The sequence below is a fragment of the Pseudomonas sp. PF05 genome (assembly GCF_056521845.1).
This window is the reverse complement of sequence record NZ_JBWLPW010000003.1, coordinates 72,734-89,119: the sequence shown is the minus strand read 5'-3', so window position 1 is coordinate 89,119 and position 16,386 is coordinate 72,734. Positions and strand designations below refer to the sequence as shown.

Here is a 16,386-nt window from a genome sequence, read left to right as displayed (position 1 = left end):
GCACTGGATACTCGGGGCAGCTGTCGCACGCTTTTTTCAGTCGCGGTCAACCGAGGAAATGATCATGAACAGGTACTTGTCTTTCGCCTTGTTGAGCCTCTTTTTGGCAACCAGTGGCGGATGCACTCACAAGCTCGACCAGGAAGTCGAGGCCCGGTTGGATTCGGCGCAAAACAACGCCGCAACGGCAAGGCTCAGGGCGGATGAGGCCTACAGGAAGGCTGAACAGGCCGAGATAATGGCCGAGCAGGCGCAACGTACCGCCGCAGAGGCGAGCATACGTGCCACTCGGATGACCGATTAGGCCACGCGCAAGTAATCAGCGGGTGGACGGGAGATGGGCAAGGGGCCTGGCGCTGAGCGTGTTCGTCGACCTTCGGTTTCCTGACACTTCAGAAAACCGGGTCGTGCCGTTTCAGTGGCTTGGATTTCAGCCGATCTTCAACGTCCGAAGGCGCGCGGCGTCAGTTGTGCCAGGGTCAGAACGGTCCCAGCTTGAGTGGGTACTGGATGACGATATACAGCCGGTCGATGTCATCGCCGCCCTGGCTGCTGTTGGCGCGATGGGTGACGTGGGACAGTTGCAGCGACAGGTCCTTGGCCGGGCCTGACTGCACGATGTAGTGCAGGTCCAGGTCGCGCTCCCAATGGCGCCCACCGTCCCCTTGTTGTGGACGGTAGCCGCCGGTATCCATATCGAACGGGTTGTAGGCTCCGCCTTGGGGGGCGTGGCTGCCGTCGATCCCGCGTCCAGTCACATAGCGGGCCATGAAGCTCAGGCCGGGGATGCCCAAGGTGCCCATGTCGAGATCGTAACGCGCTTGCCATGAGCGCTCGCCCGGGCCGTTGAAGTCGGCATATTTGATCGAGTTGGCCAGGTAGATGGAGTCGCCGCCGACGAAATCGAAGGGCGTGTCGCCGTTGATTTTCTGATAGGCCAGGGTGAACGCCTGGGCATTGAGCCGGTATCTGCCACTCAGGCTATAGGCAGTGGTGTCGATGGCCCCGGCGTTGGCCTTGCCATAGTCGCGGGTGTGATACAGGTTGCCGTCAAGGAACAGTTCGCCAAGGGTGGTATGCAGGTTGGCATAGTACTGGCGCCAGGTATCGCTCAGTTCGGAGGCGTAGAGCGCACCACCCAGGGCTTGGTCGGTGAGCAGGTCGGCGCCGATGAAGTCGATGGCGCCGTTGCGCGTCGTCGCCCCATACCCGGAAAAATCACCCTGGCTGGTCGAGGCGTCCTGATTCTTGAACGCGCTGAAGTGACCCGCTTGCAGCTCGACCCCTTCAAGCTCGTGGCTGGAGAGCAGCAGGCCGCTGGCGTACTCCGGTTGCAGGCGCTTGTCTGCGGTGTCGAATACTGGGCTCTGAACGGTCATTTCGCCGACCGCCAGGGTGGTGCGTGAGGTGTTGAATTTCAGCGCGCCGCCTGCGCTGGAGTAATGGTCCTCGCTTCGCCCGTTCTCATCCAACGGCAATAATCCCGTTCCGGAATGCCCCTTGCCCCCGTCCAGTTTCAGCCCCAGGAATGCGTGGGCATCGATGCCTACGCCGATCGTGCCGGGGGTGAAGCCGGACTCGAACGAGGCGATGAAGCCCTGGGCCCATTCCTGTTTGTAGCTTTTGCCTGCCGGGGCCGCGGTGCGATAGTCATTGTTGAGGTAGAAGTTGCGGCTGAGAACTTCCAGCGTCGCCCCTTCGAGAAAGCCAGGCGTGCTTTGCGCGAGTTCCGCTGCCATCGCCGGTGCGGCGCTGCCGGTGAGCAGGGCAAGCAGCCAGAGCGGCTTCAGGGCGGCGGTTGAGTGGTGTGGTGCAGGCAACATGCTTCGTTTCCGTGTGAGATTGGGCGGGCGAAGGGGCGGTACTACTTGCAACCAGGTGTGTACGGCTGAGCGCGCAGTTCCCGGCACCGCCAGGCAAACGGATTGATGCCTTCGCTGTGGGTGAAGATGTGACAAAAGTGCGCCTGGTCGCAGAACCCGCATTCCAGGCTGATTTGCGTCAGGGTCAAGTCGGTCTCCCGGATCAGTTGTTTGGCCCGGTCGATGCGCTGGCTACGGATCCAGGCCTGAGGGGACTGGCCGGTGCTGCATTTGAACGCGCGGGAAAAATGACTGCGGGACAGGGCGCAGGCCTTGGCCAGTTCGGCAATTTCCAGCGTGTCGCTCAGGCCGTCGAGAATCACTTTCTTGACCAGGCTTTCGCGCCAGGGCGACAGGCCGCCGGTGCTGGTTTTTCGCGTTGGCTCGATGGGCGCCCTGACGGTGGTGTGTGATGCATGAGCCATGACAAAAACTCCGTGTCAGTGGGAAATGCCTGGCGCACCGCACGGTGGGCGGGCCGCTTCCCGCTTGAGAAAACAGGTCTGGGCAGAGGGCTTTATTCTTGGGCGTGGGGCGCGAGCGTGCGAGTTAAACGTTGTTAATTGCGTTCAGGTGCAGCATCGGACGCTGCACTCACTCAGCACATGGCTGCAAGTTCTGCGGTGCGAGACGAGTGCATGATGAGCTTCTCCGGCTGGTGTATGAGTGGCCGTTCTTCTGACTCGATCAAGGTGAAGGTATGAAGCAATCTTTGGTGTGCACACTGCGCGGGGCGGGCCTGGCATTGGCGCTGACATCGCTGGGTGCCCTGGCCCAGGCGCCGCTCCAGGTCACTCAAGTACCCGGTTACTACCGCTTGGCGGTGGGCAACTACGAAGTGACGGCGCTGTTCGATGGCTACAACGATCTGTCGCCCAAGCTGCTCGAAGGCTTGAGCCAAAGCCAGATCCGCGCCTTGCTCGCCCGTCGCTCGATTGAAACGCCAGGGGTGCAGACCGCGTTCAATGCTTTTCTGGTCAATACCGGCAAGCAGCTGATCCTGGTGGACACCGGTGCCGGCCAATGCATCGGCGCCACGGCTGGAATGCTCTCGGCGAACATGCAGGCCGCCGGTTATCGCCCGGAGCAGGTCGATGCCATCTTGCTCACCCATTTGCACCTGGATCACGTGTGCGGGCTGGTCGACGACAAGCAGCAACCGCTGTTTGCCAACGCTACAGTCTATGCCGCGAAAGCAGAAGCCGATTACTGGCTCGATCCCCAGGCGCTGGCGAAGGCGCCGGCCGGTGCCCGGGAATTTTTCAAGATCGCTCAGGATTCCACCGCCCCTTATGTGGCAGCCGGCCGCTTCAAGACCTTCGCCAGCGGCCAGTCGCCGGTGCCCGATGTCGATGCCGAACTGGAGCCTGGGCATACGCCTGGCAGCACCACGTACCGTTTTACCTCCCAAGGCCAGAGCATCCTGTTCATGGGGGACCTGGTGCATAACCTGGCGGTGCAGTTCGAGCATCCTGAAGTGTCGATTCGTTTTGATGTCGACAATCAACAGGCGATCAAGAGCCGGGCCAAGGTGTTCAATGCCGCGGCCACTACCAAGACCTGGGTGGCAGCGGCGCATCTGCCGTTTCCGGGGATAGGGCATATCAGTGCAGTGGGCGGGCACTTCCAGTGGGTACCGATCGAGTACGGGCCTTATCAACGGGCAGCCAAGGTGCCGATGATCGAGTGAAATCCAAGCGCTTGCGCCGTTAAAACAGGCGTAGCCTCGCTGCTGGAGGCCTCAACACCCGAGCGTCGGCGTCAGCGCGTTTGAACCTGGGCCTGCAACTGTCCGCCGACTATGGATATCTCCTTGAGCTGCAAACCGTCGCGCACGACGAACAATGCGTCCATCCTGCGTTCTTGGGCCAGGCGAGGACCTTCGGTTTCACCCAGCACCATCAGCGCCGTGGCCCAGGCGTCGGCGAGCATGCATGAGGATGACACCACGGTCACGGCGGCGAGTCGATTACGCAGCGGCGCGCCCGTTTTCGGGTCCATGGTGTGGCTGTAGGACTGGCCCTCGATGTCCAACCAATGCCGGTAATCCCCGGAGGTGGCGATGGCCGCGTCACTGAGCTCCATCACACCCATGACTTCACGCGCGCCCCGACAGGGTTTTTCAATGGCCACGACCCAAGGTGTTGCATCAGGTTTAAGCCCACGGGCACGCATTTCGCCGTCTATGCCCACCAGGTAGCGCGTGATGCCAAAACTTTCCAGGCAGCGGGCCAGTTCATCGACACCAAACCCCTTGGCGATGCCGTTCAACGTGAGCTTGAACGGTGCGCGTTTGCGCACTTGCCGATGCCTTGGGTCAATGATAAGTGTCCCGCGGGTCGATAGCCGGACTTGCGACGCGAGCGCCGAGGGGGGGAAAGTGGTCATGGACCGTTCGCCGGGGCCAAACCCCCAGGCGTCTACCGGGTCGCCGACGGTGATGTCGAAAGCGCCATTGGACTGCTGATTGACGCGCAATGCGGCTGCCAGCACCGTGACCAGTTCATCAGGAACCGATATCCAGGTGTGCAAAGGCGCCGCATTGAGGCGATTGAGGTCCGAATCGGGTTTCCAGGTCGACATTTGCCGGTCCACCCGGGCCACGGCGCTGGCCAGGGCGTGGCTGATGGCGGGGACATCGGGTTCGCCCTGGGCATGGAACAGGGCGGTGTAGCGCGTGCCCATGGTTTCGCCGTTCAGGCTGTAGCGTCGCCAATCAGTAGACATCTTCACGGTAGCGTCCCTGTGCCTTGAGGGTCAGCACATTCAGGTTGAGGGGGGCGAGCACTTCGTCCAGCGCCAGCATCACGCCCTTGGCCATCTCGCGACCGCCGCACACCAATACCTGGGCGCCTTTTTCGATCAGCCGACGTAACACAGGGGCGTCGCTGATCAGCCGGTCTTGCACGTAGGAACGGTCCGTGACCTGGGAAAAGGCCGCGTGCAATGCCGTCAGGCGACGGTCTGCCAGGTAATGGTTGAGTTCGGCTTCGTAGAGGAAGTCCGAGGTCGGGTTGCGCCCGCCCCAATACAAGTGCATGGGATGGTGGGCCTTGTTGTTGCGGATGAAACCGGCCAGCGGTCCGATGCCGGTGCCGGCGCCGATCAGGATCACCGGATGAGCGCCCGATGCCGGGCGAAATTGTGGGTTCGGTTGGATAAAGGCTTCGATGGGGGCCGCGATGTCCAAGCTGTGAAGAAATGACGAGCACACGCCACCCTTGTGCTTGCGTACGCAGATCTCCAGCACGCCGTCCTGTGAGCTGCTGGCCAGGGAATAGAAACGCGGGATGGGGTTGCCGGGCGGCAGGATGCCGACCAAATCACCGGCTTCAAAGGTGGGTAATGTCCCTGAAGCTTTGAAACGCAATACGTGGGTGGGAGCGTCGGCCTGTTCACCGTAGACAATGCGCTCGGCCAGGATCAGTTGATGGGTGCGTGGCGGCTGCGCGGTGTGGACCAGCGTCAGCTCATGCCCCAGCACTTCACCCACGGCGTGGCCCCAGCGAGCAAACTCCTGGGCAGACTGGCGGTTGATGGTTTCCAGGCCGATCAACGGCGTGCCGCCGGCCTGCAACAAGGCGTCCTGCACCTGGTGGGCAAACTGACAGAACCGGGAAAACTGTCGATCACCAAAGCCCAGCACGGCAAACGCCTGGCCGGGTTTCAGGCCGTTGCTGGCCAGCCGGGCAAGGAACTGCGAAGCCGAAGCCGGGGCGTTGCCGTCACCGTGGGTTGCAGTGAGGATGAACACCCGTTGCGCGTTGATGCAGGCGTTGGCGTATTGATTCATTGGCGCGCTGTGAACGCGGTGACCGGCTTGATGCAAGGCTTCATGCAATGTGTTGGCAAAGCCCCAGGTGCTGTTGGTTTCGCTGCCTACCAGGATCACGGTGTCGGCCGATTGCGCGCTGCTGTCATGATGGATGTTCGGCGCGGCTTTGCGGCGACGCCACCACATCAGGATGCCGGTGATGCTCATCACGGGTACGCAGAGTGCACTAAGGCCGAGCAACAGGCCGAGCCACCACAGTCCTTCACCGGTGTGCAATCGATAGATCCATTCGTAGACGGTGTGCATCCCGTCATGGGCTTGATAGGACAGCAGGGTGCCGCTGGCCGGGTCCACATAACCGTCACCCTGGGCCGTGCGCAGGGAAAACACGTCTTGCGGGTTATTGGGGCTGGGGTAGACAAGCTCGCGCAGGTCATTCAGATCGATTGAGGCCAAAGCGTGCAGGTTCGCCACCGGCAAGGCCGGGGCGGAGCTGACGCTGTCGGGAAAGGCGGGCTCGACCTGGCTGCCGTCGGCGATGAAGTCGAACGTCACGGCGCACAGATAGAGACCGCTCAAGGCCGACAACAGCAGCCCCCATAACGCCAGGCGACCGAGCTCAGCATGCCAACGCTGGCTGAAGTTGCCCCGCAGTGGACGCAGCAGGTTGCGCCAGCCGCCGACACGCCGGACCAGCAACAGTGCCCCGGACACCAAGAGCATCAGCATGACCAGCGCGCCGGCACCCGCGACCCCATGGCCCGGTGTCCCGAGGAATAGCGAGCGGTGCAGGTCTTTCATCCAGCGCGAGAAGGCGCCGGGCTCGTACGGTGCCAAGCCTTGACCGGTCAACGGGTCGACCTCGTCGGCGCCGACCTGGCCGTCACGGTTGTAGTAGACGATGACCGTGCCGGACGCCGTACGCTGGATCTGCTCCACCGCTGGAAAGTGCTCGGCGACGCGTCCGGCCAACTGGGCGACATTGACCTGCCCGACCGCAGTGGACGTATTGTTCAGGCGTTCGAGGGCCGGATCGACAGACAATGTCGCGCCGCTGATGGCCAATAGCATGACCAATAGGGCGGCAATCAAACCGGGCAGGGCGTGGAGCTGGCGAAGCATGTTCGGCCTCCGCAGATGGCAGGTGCTACAGATCGTAGGTAAAGGATTGGACGAAGGTATTGCCCGCCACTGGCTTGCCTGCGCCTTGCGAAGTCAGGGCCACGCTGACGTCGGCCCGGGCATCACGCTTATCCTCGACGGCGCTATCGATACGGATCTGATACCCGGCATCGATCAGGGTGTCAGCCAGCTCGACGCTGACTTTGAGTGTGTCGCCGCTGCCAACGCTGGCGCCGCTGACGCCGTCGTACTCGCTCGGGCTCATCTTGCTTCCACGGGCCCAGTCGGCCAGGTGCTTGTAGTACTTGGCCTTTTTGCCGGCCACCCAGAGGGTTTTCTGATACTGGCCGCTGGCATCGGTGACGTAGATCGCCAGGTACGCATCGTTGCCGCTGTAGCGCTTGAGCTGGGTGGTGAGGGTTATTTCACGGGCTTGAGCCAGCCCCGGCAAGGCGATGGCGCCGACGAGGCAGGTTGCAGCGATGATTTTTTTCATGGGGTTGTCCTTTTGATCGTTGGGGCGAGAGCCTGGACCTGCTTGCTGACAGCAACCTGAACGGCAGGGCCAACGCGTCGAAATGTCACGGTGCGGGGGCTGGGGCTGGGGTGAGGTAGGCGGTGGCATCGTCATCGTCCCGGAAGTAGACCTCGAGTTTGCGCAGGTGCAGCGACGCCGGTGCGTAGCGGGCTTCGATGACATTGCCCTGGCGGTCCAAGCCCTTGAGCTTGTAGCAGCCGTCGTCGACCTTGATGCGCTGCACCGTCCAGCCGTATCGCTGTTGCACCTGCAGGCGCAGGGTTTCCCGTGGCTGCCAGTCGTTGACCGGTTCGCTGCAGTCGTCATCGGCCAAGGCGTGACCGTTGGCCAGCACACTTATCAGCGCAGTGCTGGCAATAAAACCTGATTTCATGATCTGTCTCCTGCCGGGGTTTCGTTGTGGGCATACCCTACGGTGTATTCCTGACAGCCAGCTGAATCTTCAGATTCACGTCAGGTAAGGCCGCTAAGGTGCGGCACAACCACGATCACAGGAGCTGCCCGATGCGGGTTTTATTGGTTGAGGACTCGCCAAGGTTGGGGGAGGCGGTGCGCGAGCAGATCGCCGATGACGGCCATGCCGTTGATTGGGTGCACAACCTTGCCCATGCACGCAGTAGCGTGAGCACGACCGCTTATGACCTGATCCTGCTTGACTTGATGTTGCCGGACGGCCGAGGGCTGGACTTCCTGCGCCAGCGGCGCAGCGCAGGTGACGTGACCGCGGTGATCATCCTGACGGCCCAGGACCAGATATCTGATCGAATCGCCGGCCTCAATGCCGGCGCCGACGATTACCTGGTCAAACCCTTCGATCTGTTTGAACTGTCGGCCCGTGTGGCAGCGGTGGCCCGCCGTTACAGCGGCAACCCCAATCCCCAGATCAGGCTCGGTGAGCTGCACATCGACATGAGTGCCCGTACCTTGCATCGGGCTGGCATGGCCGTGGACCTCACTGCCCGGGAATGGGCGCTGTTGGAGGCGTTCATCCAGCGTCCCGGCGCGCTGTTGTCCAAGGGGCAACTCGAGGAGCGGTTGTATGCCTTCGGCGCCGAAATCGAGAGCAATACGATCGAGGTCTATATCAGTCGATTGCGCAAGAAACTGGGGCGCGACCTGATCGAGACGGTGCGGGGCATGGGGTACCGGATGGTGTCGGCATGAAGACGACTTTCAGCCTGCAAAAGCGTCTCGGCCTGGGACTGACGCTGGGCATGACATTGCTCTGGCTGGTGGCGACGGTCGGCGCTTGGCGCGGGGTACGACATGAGTTGAACGAGGCCTTTGACAGCGCACTGGAGGAGACTGCCCAACGCATCCTGCCCCTGGCCGTGCTGGAAATCAGCAACCGGGAAAATCCTGCCGAGGCGCAACAGGTTGCCACCTTGAAGATGCACAAGGAGTACCTGACCTATCTGGTTCGCGATGCCGGGGGCAAGGTCCTGATGCAGTCCCACGATGCCAACCCGAGGATCTTCAGCAAACATCCGATTGAAGGTTTCTCCACGACTGGAAAGTACCGTCTGTATGGCGCCAGTGCGCTGCGCGAGACGGTATTCATCGAAGTCGCCGAGCCGCTGCGCAATCGCCGCGAGGCCGCACGGCAAGCCTTGTTTGCCCTGTTGTGGCCGTTGTTGGCGCTGGCCCCCATCAGCCTGTTGGGGACCTGGCTATTGGTGCGCATGAGTCTGAGAAGTGTGCTGGCCTATCGGTATGCCGTGGAGGCCCGTGGCGTGGGTGATCTGTCGCCGATCAAGGTGTCGCGCCTGCCGGCAGAAATCAACCCATTGGCCGATGCGGTCAACCGCCTGCTGGAACGCTTGCGCAAGGCCCTGGAGGCCGAACGCAGCTTCACCGCCAATAGCGCGCATGAGCTGCGTACACCCTTGGCCGCGACATTGGCGCAGGTCCAGCGGCTGTATCAGGAGGCTCCTGAAGGTCCGTTGCGGTTGCGTGCGAAAAAGATCGAAAGCGCTTTGCGCGAATTGGCCCGGTTATCGGAAAAACTCATGCAATTGGCCAAGGCCGAAGGGGGCGGGCTGCTCTCGCAAACGCCCCAGGACCTGGTTCCATTGTTGGCTCACGTGGTGGATGAGTGGCGACGCAACAGCCCCCGCCAGATCACGCTGCAACTTCCTGCCCAGGCCCATGTGTATTCGACCGTCGACCCGGACGCCTTCGGCATTCTGTTGCGCAATCTGATCGAAAATGCATTGAAGTACGGCGCAAAGGATCAACCCATCGAAGTCACCCTTACGGGCCAGGCGCTACTGCGGGTGATCAATGCCGGAGCGGTGGTGCCGGTGGCCGTCCTGCAGCGGCTGACCGAGCGTTTCGTGCGCGGCCAGAGCGAAACCAGTGGGTCGGGATTGGGGTTGGCGATCGTCAAGACGATCGTGCAGGGGATCGATGGGCGAATCGAACTGTTGTCCCCGGCAAAAGACCGGCAGGAGGGGTTCGAGGTGCGGGTCTGGCTACCGCTTGCCACCGTTGCCGCCGGCCATTCGTCAGCCAGCTAGCCCGGGCATTCTTGACAATCTGCCAACCTTGAGCAAATACTCGCGTCAATATTCATATATATGACTAGATAACAAGGTGAATAAGGTCGATGAAATCTCTCGCCAGTGATACCCGCCTACCGCTTTATCAACGTTTACGCGACCAATTGGCTGAACAGATCGCCAATAACCGCTGGCGTCCAGGGGAGGCGATTCCTACTGAGGCGGCACTGTCAGCCGAATACCAGTTGTCTACCGGCACGGTGCGCAAGGCCATCGATGCGTTGGTCAGCGAGGGCGTCCTGGAGCGTCAGCAGGGGCGCGGCACCTTTATTCGCCGACCGCAATTTCAATCGTCGCTGTTCCGTTTTTTCCGCTTTCAAAGCGCTTCGGGCGAACGCCGGGTTCCCGAGAGCCGGATCTTGTCCGTGGAACCGGTGGCCGCGCCTTCGGCGGTGGCCCAGGCGCTGGGGTTGCCGATGGATGCGCCGGTGATTCGCATCGTGCGGGTGCGTCTGCTGGAAGTGGAGCCGGTGCTCGCCGAAGAAATCTGGTTGCCCCGCAGCCGTTTCCAACCGTTGCTCGAAATCGACCTGAGTCAAAAAGGGCCGCTGCTTTATCCCATCTATGAAGAAACCTGCGCTCAGGTGGTCGCCTATGCCGAAGAAACCCTCACCGCCGAGTCGGTGAATGAAGTCCACGCGCGACTGCTGCAGGTGCCGGTCAACAGCCCGGTGGTGGTGATCGAGCGTCTGGCGCGCGACTACGCCGGCAATCCCCTGGAGTGGCGACGTTCGCGCGGGCATGCCGAGCATTTCCGCTACCGCGTGGAAATCCGCTGACCCTACCTGGCTAGCGGCGAGTCGGTCGCCGCAGCCCTTATCGTTTTGTTTGCCATGACTGGCCCTGTAGCGGCGCGGTTCGCTCTCGGCTGCCTTTCGTTCCACCTATAAGGATAAAAATCATGTTCAGTTGGTATCGCCAAGTCACTGCGCGGGAGCGTAAAACGTTTTGGGCCTGTTTCGGCGGATGGTCGCTCGACGCCCTGGAAGTACAGATGTTCGGCCTGGCGATACCGGCGCTGATCGCCGCGTTCGCCCTGACCAAGGGCGATGCCGGGCTGGTCAGCGGCGTGACCCTGGTCACTTCGGCCCTTGGCGGTTGGGTCGGCGGCACGCTGTCGGACCGCTACGGTCGGGTGCGTACGCTGCAGTGGATGATCCTGTGGTTTTCGTTCTTTACCTTCCTGTCGGCGTTCGTCACCGGTTTCCACTCGCTGTTGATCGTCAAGGCGCTGCAGGGCTTCGGGATTGGCGGCGAATGGGCCGCCGGTGCGGTGCTGATGGCCGAGACCATCAACCCCAAGTACCGCGGCAAGGTCATGGGCACGGTACAAAGCGCCTGGGCGGTGGGTTGGGGGCTGGCGGTCGGCGTCTTCACGCTGATCTACTCCTTTGTGCCGCAAGACATGGCCTGGCGGGTGATGTTCATCGTGGGCCTGCTGCCGTCGTTCCTGATCATTTGGGTGCGGCGCAACGTCGAAGAACCCGACAGTTTCCAGCGCCTGAAAAAGGAAAATGTCATCCCGCAGAGTTTCTTCAAATCCCTGGGCGGTATCTTTCGCCCTGAGCTGCTGCGCGTGACCTTGTTTGGCGGGCTGTTGGGGTTGGGGGCGCACGGCGGTTACCACGCGGTGATGACGTGGCTGCCGACCTTCCTCAAGACCGAGCGCAACCTGTCGGTGCTCAACTCCGGCGGCTACCTGGCGGTGATCATCTTTGCCTTCTGGTGCGGCTGCGTGGTCAGCGGCCTGTTGATCGATCGCATTGGCCGGCGCAAAAACATCCTGCTGTTCGCGCTGTGCTGCGTGGTGACCGTGCAGTGTTATGTGTTCCTGCCGTTGAGCAACACCCAGATGCTGTTCCTGGGGTTCCCGCTCGGCTTCTTCGCGGCCGGTATTCCGGCCAGCCTCGGGGCGTTTTTCAACGAGTTGTACCCGGCGGATGTGCGCGGCGCTGGCGTGGGGTTCTGCTACAACTTCGGCCGGGTGCTCTCGGCGGTGTTCCCGTTCCTGGTCGGGCACATGAGCGATTCCATGTCCTTGGGCTCGGCCATCGGCATCGACGCCGGGATTGCCTACGGCGTGGCGGTGATCGCGGCGCTGTGCCTGCCGGAGACCCGCGGCCGCAGCCTGCAAGCCACTGCTGCATCGGCGCCTGGGGTAGAGAGTGACAGCCAGGGCGCCCGGGCCTGATTTCCCTTATTTCGATAGATGAAACCCATGGTTGATACCTGTTCTACACCGATCACCGGCATTGACTGCCACGCCCACGTGTTCAGCCGTGCGCTGGAACTGGCTGCTGGCCGGCGCTACACACCTGGCTATGACGCCACGCTCGCCCAGTACCTGGGCCACCTGCGCGCCCACGGCTTGAGCCATGGCGTGCTGGTGCAGCCGAGTTTCCTCGGCACCGATAACCGCTACCTGCTGGCTGCATTGCGGCAGGCGCCGGAGCAATTGCGCGGGGTCGTGGTGGTGGAGCGAGACGTCAGCCGGGCCGAGCTGGACGACATGGCCCGGCTGGGCGTGGTCGGTGTTCGCCTTAATCTGCTGGGCAAGGCCATGCCCGACTTTCGCGAAGCCGCCTGGAAAGCCTTTCTGGGGCATCTTGCCGAGTTGGACTGGCACCTCGAACTGCACGCCCCGGTGGAGCAACTGCCAGGATTGATTCGTCAGCTGATGCCGTTTGAGGTCCGGTTGGTGATCGACCATTTTGGCCGCCCGGACGCCCGCCTGGGCGTCGACCAACCGGGTTTTTCCGAGCTGCTGGCGCTGGGGCTCAGTGGGCACGTATGGATGAAAATCTCCGGCATCTATCGCCTGGCGGGAACGGATCAACAGAACCTGGCATTCGCCCGGACCGCGCTGGCCTTGCTGGAACAGAGTTTTGGCCGCCATCGCCTGGTGTGGGGTAGTGACTGGCCGCATACACAACATGAGGCAAGCGTTGGTTTCGATAGGGTAATTCAACAGCGGCAGGCTTTGGAGGGGGCGGCGCCGCTGATGCGCGCGCTCATGGTCGAGACCCCACGCGCCTTATTCAGATTTTGAGATCGACGTACCGTGGCGGCGAATTTTCCTGAACTCGCCCGTTGAATAGGGATCTAGAATCCATTGCAGCTGCATGTACAGTCCGCGCCGGCATATTTAAGGAGTTATACGGGCCGGGATCGCGACTCAGGGTATGACCGGGTCGTTGTGTAGCTGGCGCATTCAGCCAGGCGGATCGAGGAAGAGCAATGTCCAATATTGAAGCGTTTCCCCAGGGGACGCGCACGCCGAGCGACTACGAAAGTCTTTTGGCGATGGGCGCGAACGCGCTCGATGCCTTTCCTGGTGCGGTTTACGTCTGTGACCACCAGGGCTGGCTGGTTCGCTACAACAGCGAGGCGGCCAAACTGTGGGGGCGTGCGCCAATACTGGGGGAGGGCGGCGACCGTTTTTGCGGCTCTTATGGCCTTTTGCGGCCCGACGGCAGCCCGCTTGCCTTTGAAGACTGTCCGATGGCCGCGGCGCTCGAGCAAGGAACGGCGGCGCGCAATCAGGAAGTGCTCATTGAGCGTCCCGACGGATCACGGGTCATGGCGTTGGTGAATATCCGGGCCCTGAAAGACCATCAAGGAATCATCCAAGGGGCCATCAACTGCTTCCAGGACGTCTCGGCGCACCACGCCATGGCCCAAGAGCTTCGGCGCAGGAGTGCCGACTTGGAAGACTTTTTCGAAAACAGCGCGGTGGGCCTTCATATCGTCAGTGGCGAGGGCATCATCCTGCGCGCCAACAAGGCAGAGCTGGCCCTGCTGGGGTATCCGGCAGAAGAATATATTGGCCGCAACATCACCGACTTTCATGTCGATGAGCCGGTGATCTGCGACATTCTGGGTAAGTTGAGCGGCGGTGAATGCCTCGAAGGTTATCCTGCGCGCTTGAGGGCCAGGGACGGTTCGATCAAGCATGTCACCATCACTTCCAACGGACGGTTTGAGGACGGCAAGCTGTTCAACACGCGGTGTTTCACGGTGGACATGTCCTGTGTCCACGCGGCCGAGACAGCGCGCCAGGAAAGCGATGACAGGCTGGCGGCGACGTACGAAGCGGCGACGATCGGCATCGCGGAGTCCGATGCGGCAGGTCGTCTGCTGCGCGTCAACGACGCCCTCTGCAACATGCTGGGCCGCACGCGCGAAGCGTTGCTGAACATGACTTTCCTGGACTATACGCACTGCGACAGCACCGACGAGGATGCGGCCCTTTATGCGCGCCAAGTGGCCGGTGAGCTGGACAATTACGTGCTACGCAAGCGTGCCTTCAAGCCTGGCGGCGAGACCGTTTACCTGGACATCCACAGCTCTTCCGTCAGGGCCGCCGACGGAACGTTTCGCTACGGCGTGCGGATCCTCCAGGACGTCACGCAGGCGCGACGCATGGAAAACCAGATCCGCGAAAGCGAGCGGCACATGCGCAACCTGCTCGAGGCATTGCCCGCCGCGGTCTATACCACCGATGCCGAGGGGCGTATCACCTTTTTCAACCGTGCTGCTGTCGAACTGTCCGGGTGCACACCTCGGCTGGGCGACCAGTGGTGCGTGACCTGGAAACTGTTCAACACCGATGGCAGTTTCCTGCCCCACGACCAATGCCCCATGGCAGTGGCCCTGAAGGAAAACCGGCCGATACGCGGCGCCGAGGCCGTTGCAGAGCGGCCGGATGGCAGCCGTGTTCCGTTCTCGCCTTATCCCACGCCTTTGCATGACGCCGATGGAAACCTGGTGGGCGCCATCAACATGCTGGTGGATATCTCCGAGCGAAAGCAGGCGGAAAATCGGCAGAAAACGTTGATCGATGAGCTCAATCACCGGGTCAAGAACACCCTGGCCACGGTGCAATCGCTGGCGGCCCAGACGGCACGCAACGCAGAGGATGCCAAAGACGGCTACAGGCGTTTCGAGGCAAGGCTCCTGGCGTTGTCACGAGCACACGATCTCTTGACGAAACGGCATTGGGGGCAGACGCCGCTCGATACCCTGGCCCACGAAGTGCTCAAGCCGGTGTTTGGGCCTGAGCCAGGCCGCTTCGTGATTGAAGGCCCTTCTGTAGACGTCGGCACCCGCGTGGCGCTCAACCTCACGATGACCCTCAATGAATTGGCGATCAATGCGCTGAAATATGGGGCGATGTCGGTCGAGACCGGGACGCTTGCCGTCACCTGGCACCTGCAAGCCCAGGCGGACGGAACGTTGCTGACCCTCGACTGGCGCGAACAAGGAGGACCGCCCGTGTCACCGCCGGAGCGCGAAGGGCTGGGTTCACGCCTGATGCAGCGTTGCATCGAGCGCGACCTGGCCGGCAGGTTCGAGTTCACCTACGCTGCGCAAGGTGTTTGCTGCCGCTTTTCGTTCCTGATTGGGGTGACCGGGGCATGACCCCATTTGATGGCGTCAGGGTGCTGCTCGTCGAGGACGAAGGCGCGGTTGCCCTGTTGATCGAGGACATGCTCGAGGCGTTCGGATGCGAAGTGGTGGCCTCAGTCGCCCGGCTCGCTGCAGCACGTGACATGGCCGGCTCGGTGCAGGTTGACCTGGCGATCCTCGACGTCAACCTGGCTGGCGAGCGCGTTTTTCCGGTGGCCGAAATCCTTCGCGGTCGCCACATTCCCTTCCTGTTCAGCACCGGATACGGCACCAGCGGGCTGCCAGCCGAATACGCCGGGTGCCCGGTCCTGCACAAGCCGTTTTCGCAAAGCGAGCTGCAGCAGAAAATTGCCGTTACGCTGATGGGGGCTCGTGAAAGCGGCTTGGCATCCAGCACCGATGTCGACTGACCCGCCGCCATCGCGAGCAAGCCCGCTCCCACAGGGGAGTTAGGCCAGACATGACTGTTATGAACAGCTCGAAAAACTTGTGGGAGCGGGCTTGGCTTCAAGTAGGCCTCTGACTGTGCTAAATCTCTTACCGGCAGTCCACCACCTCTCTAAGCCCATTCAAGGAGTGATCATGAGTCTCCACGGTCATTACGATCCGCAGAACATCTTTGCGCTGATCCTTCGCGGCGATGCGCCGTGCTACAAGATTTACGAAGACGCCGACGTGTTGGCCTTCCTGGATCTTTTCCCCCAATCGCGCGGGCATGTCCTGGTCATCCCCAAAGCCTCCCAGGCGCGAAATATCCTCGAGGTCGAGCCCGCGGTCCTGGGCGCGATGATGTCAGCCGTGCAGCGCCTGACGCGGATCATCGTGGACGAATTGCAGCCGGACGGGGTTCAGGTCGCGCAGTTCAATGGTGCTGTGGCCGGGCAAACGGTCTACCACATTCACATGCACATCATTCCTCGCTGGGACGGTGAAGCACCCGGTATACATGGCAGGGGCAAGGCCGATCCCGAGGAGCTGGAAGCACTCCAGGCGCGTCTGGTCGAGCGCATTCGCTCGGAAGTCTGACGCTGGGCAGGACGCCGTAAGGGGCACAGGGCGTGCCCCACTCATCAAAATGCTCGACAACCTTGCCACAACGTCCAAGGTTGTGAATCCCGC

General features: G+C 61.9%; 16 protein-coding genes. 10 read left to right on the top strand and 6 right to left on the bottom strand.

All coding sequences use genetic code 11. The annotated features are described in order from the left end of the window. The first annotated feature begins 64 nt into the window (after positions 1-64). Positions 65-304: an Lpp/OprI family alanine-zipper lipoprotein gene (locus AC09SL_RS08090; protein WP_058543011.1), complete on the top strand. Its 240-nt coding sequence runs from the start codon at positions 65-67 to the stop codon at positions 302-304. A gap of 175 nt (positions 305-479) precedes the next feature. Here the strand turns inward: AC09SL_RS08090 and AC09SL_RS08085 are convergent, their stop codons facing one another. Beyond that, positions 480-1,823 (bottom strand): OprD family porin, encoded by a 1,344-nt coding sequence (locus AC09SL_RS08085; protein WP_058543010.1) that lies wholly within the window; start codon positions 1,821-1,823, stop codon positions 480-482. Positions 1,824-1,864: 41 nt separating this feature from the next. Continuing rightward, a complete protein-coding gene (locus AC09SL_RS08080; RefSeq protein WP_058543009.1) occupies positions 1,865-2,287 on the bottom strand; it encodes a helix-turn-helix domain-containing protein in 423 nt (140 codons plus the stop codon). Between the two features lie 275 nt (positions 2,288-2,562). Between AC09SL_RS08080 and AC09SL_RS08075 the strand changes: the two genes are divergently transcribed. Further along, positions 2,563-3,552 carry an MBL fold metallo-hydrolase gene (locus tag AC09SL_RS08075; protein WP_058543008.1) on the top strand — a complete coding sequence of 330 codons (990 nt, stop codon included), beginning with the start codon at positions 2,563-2,565 and terminating at the stop codon, positions 3,550-3,552. A 71-nt stretch (positions 3,553-3,623) separates the two neighbouring features. Here AC09SL_RS08075 and AC09SL_RS08070 read toward each other — a convergent pair whose 3' ends face one another. From AC09SL_RS08070 to AC09SL_RS08055, 4 genes are all read right to left on the bottom strand, one after another. Then, the gene (locus tag AC09SL_RS08070) at positions 3,624-4,589 is read right to left on the bottom strand and encodes an FAD:protein FMN transferase (protein WP_058543007.1); all 966 of its coding nucleotides are present in this window, start codon (positions 4,587-4,589) and stop codon (positions 3,624-3,626) included. Next, positions 4,579-6,759 (bottom strand): PepSY domain-containing protein, encoded by a 2,181-nt coding sequence (locus tag AC09SL_RS08065; protein ID WP_058543006.1) that lies wholly within the window; start codon positions 6,757-6,759, stop codon positions 4,579-4,581. The genes AC09SL_RS08070 and AC09SL_RS08065 overlap by 11 nt, the downstream gene beginning before the upstream one ends. Positions 6,760-6,784: 25 nt before the next feature. Next, the gene (locus AC09SL_RS08060; RefSeq protein WP_058543005.1) at positions 6,785-7,255 is read right to left on the bottom strand and encodes a DUF2271 domain-containing protein; all 471 of its coding nucleotides are present in this window, start codon (positions 7,253-7,255) and stop codon (positions 6,785-6,787) included. 85 nt (positions 7,256-7,340) lie between these two features. Beyond that, positions 7,341-7,670, bottom strand: a complete 330-nt coding sequence (locus tag AC09SL_RS08055; protein WP_058543004.1) for a PepSY domain-containing protein — start codon at positions 7,668-7,670, stop codon at positions 7,341-7,343. Positions 7,671-7,801: 131 nt separating this feature from the next. Here AC09SL_RS08055 and AC09SL_RS08050 point away from each other — a divergent pair, with 131 nt between their 5' ends. The 8 genes from AC09SL_RS08050 to AC09SL_RS08015 all read left to right on the top strand — a co-directional run bounded on the left by AC09SL_RS08050 (position 7,802) and on the right by AC09SL_RS08015 (position 16,293). After that, positions 7,802-8,461: a response regulator transcription factor gene (locus tag AC09SL_RS08050; protein ID WP_058543003.1), complete on the top strand. Its 660-nt coding sequence runs from the start codon at positions 7,802-7,804 to the stop codon at positions 8,459-8,461. Then, positions 8,458-9,816 (top strand): sensor histidine kinase, encoded by a 1,359-nt coding sequence (locus tag AC09SL_RS08045; RefSeq protein ID WP_058543002.1) that lies wholly within the window; start codon positions 8,458-8,460, stop codon positions 9,814-9,816. The genes AC09SL_RS08050 and AC09SL_RS08045 overlap by 4 nt, the downstream gene beginning before the upstream one ends. Before the next feature lie 89 nt (positions 9,817-9,905). Next, entirely contained in the window at positions 9,906-10,637 is a 732-nt protein-coding gene (locus AC09SL_RS08040) for a GntR family transcriptional regulator (protein WP_058543001.1), read from the top strand. Positions 10,638-10,759: 122 nt separating this feature from the next. Further along, a complete protein-coding gene (locus tag AC09SL_RS08035; RefSeq protein WP_058543000.1) occupies positions 10,760-12,049 on the top strand; it encodes an MFS transporter in 1,290 nt (429 codons plus the stop codon). 27 nt (positions 12,050-12,076) lie between these two features. Beyond that, a complete protein-coding gene (locus tag AC09SL_RS08030) occupies positions 12,077-12,907 on the top strand; it encodes an amidohydrolase family protein (protein WP_058542999.1) in 831 nt (276 codons plus the stop codon). A gap of 188 nt (positions 12,908-13,095) precedes the next feature. Then, complete coding sequence (locus tag AC09SL_RS08025; protein WP_058542998.1) at positions 13,096-15,279, top strand: PAS domain-containing sensor histidine kinase; 2,184 nt, start codon at positions 13,096-13,098, stop codon at positions 15,277-15,279. After that, on the top strand, positions 15,276-15,677 hold the full coding sequence (locus tag AC09SL_RS08020) for a response regulator (RefSeq protein ID WP_058542997.1): 402 nt from the start codon (positions 15,276-15,278) through the stop codon (positions 15,675-15,677). Before AC09SL_RS08025 ends, AC09SL_RS08020 begins: the two co-directional genes overlap by 4 nt. 172 nt (positions 15,678-15,849) lie before the next feature. Continuing rightward, complete coding sequence (locus tag AC09SL_RS08015; protein WP_058542996.1) at positions 15,850-16,293, top strand: HIT family protein; 444 nt, start codon at positions 15,850-15,852, stop codon at positions 16,291-16,293. Positions 16,294-16,386 lie beyond the last annotated feature (93 nt).

Coding starts and splice junctions, on each gene's coding strand:
- AC09SL_RS08090 (WP_058543011.1), top strand. CDS start 65: ATGAACAGGTACTTGTCTTTCGCCTTGTTGAGCCTCTTTTTGGCAACC.
- AC09SL_RS08085 (WP_058543010.1), bottom strand. CDS start 1,823: ATGTTGCCTGCACCACACCACTCAACCGCCGCCCTGAAGCCGCTCTGG.
- AC09SL_RS08080 (WP_058543009.1), bottom strand. CDS start 2,287: ATGGCTCATGCATCACACACCACCGTCAGGGCGCCCATCGAGCCAACG.
- AC09SL_RS08075 (WP_058543008.1), top strand. CDS start 2,563: ATGAAGCAATCTTTGGTGTGCACACTGCGCGGGGCGGGCCTGGCATTG.
- AC09SL_RS08070 (WP_058543007.1), bottom strand. CDS start 4,589: ATGTCTACTGATTGGCGACGCTACAGCCTGAACGGCGAAACCATGGGC.
- AC09SL_RS08065 (WP_058543006.1), bottom strand. CDS start 6,759: ATGCTTCGCCAGCTCCACGCCCTGCCCGGTTTGATTGCCGCCCTATTG.
- AC09SL_RS08060 (WP_058543005.1), bottom strand. CDS start 7,255: ATGAAAAAAATCATCGCTGCAACCTGCCTCGTCGGCGCCATCGCCTTG.
- AC09SL_RS08055 (WP_058543004.1), bottom strand. CDS start 7,670: ATGAAATCAGGTTTTATTGCCAGCACTGCGCTGATAAGTGTGCTGGCC.
- AC09SL_RS08050 (WP_058543003.1), top strand. CDS start 7,802: ATGCGGGTTTTATTGGTTGAGGACTCGCCAAGGTTGGGGGAGGCGGTG.
- AC09SL_RS08045 (WP_058543002.1), top strand. CDS start 8,458: ATGAAGACGACTTTCAGCCTGCAAAAGCGTCTCGGCCTGGGACTGACG.
- AC09SL_RS08040 (WP_058543001.1), top strand. CDS start 9,906: ATGAAATCTCTCGCCAGTGATACCCGCCTACCGCTTTATCAACGTTTA.
- AC09SL_RS08035 (WP_058543000.1), top strand. CDS start 10,760: ATGTTCAGTTGGTATCGCCAAGTCACTGCGCGGGAGCGTAAAACGTTT.
- AC09SL_RS08030 (WP_058542999.1), top strand. CDS start 12,077: ATGGTTGATACCTGTTCTACACCGATCACCGGCATTGACTGCCACGCC.
- AC09SL_RS08025 (WP_058542998.1), top strand. CDS start 13,096: ATGTCCAATATTGAAGCGTTTCCCCAGGGGACGCGCACGCCGAGCGAC.
- AC09SL_RS08020 (WP_058542997.1), top strand. CDS start 15,276: ATGACCCCATTTGATGGCGTCAGGGTGCTGCTCGTCGAGGACGAAGGC.
- AC09SL_RS08015 (WP_058542996.1), top strand. CDS start 15,850: ATGAGTCTCCACGGTCATTACGATCCGCAGAACATCTTTGCGCTGATC.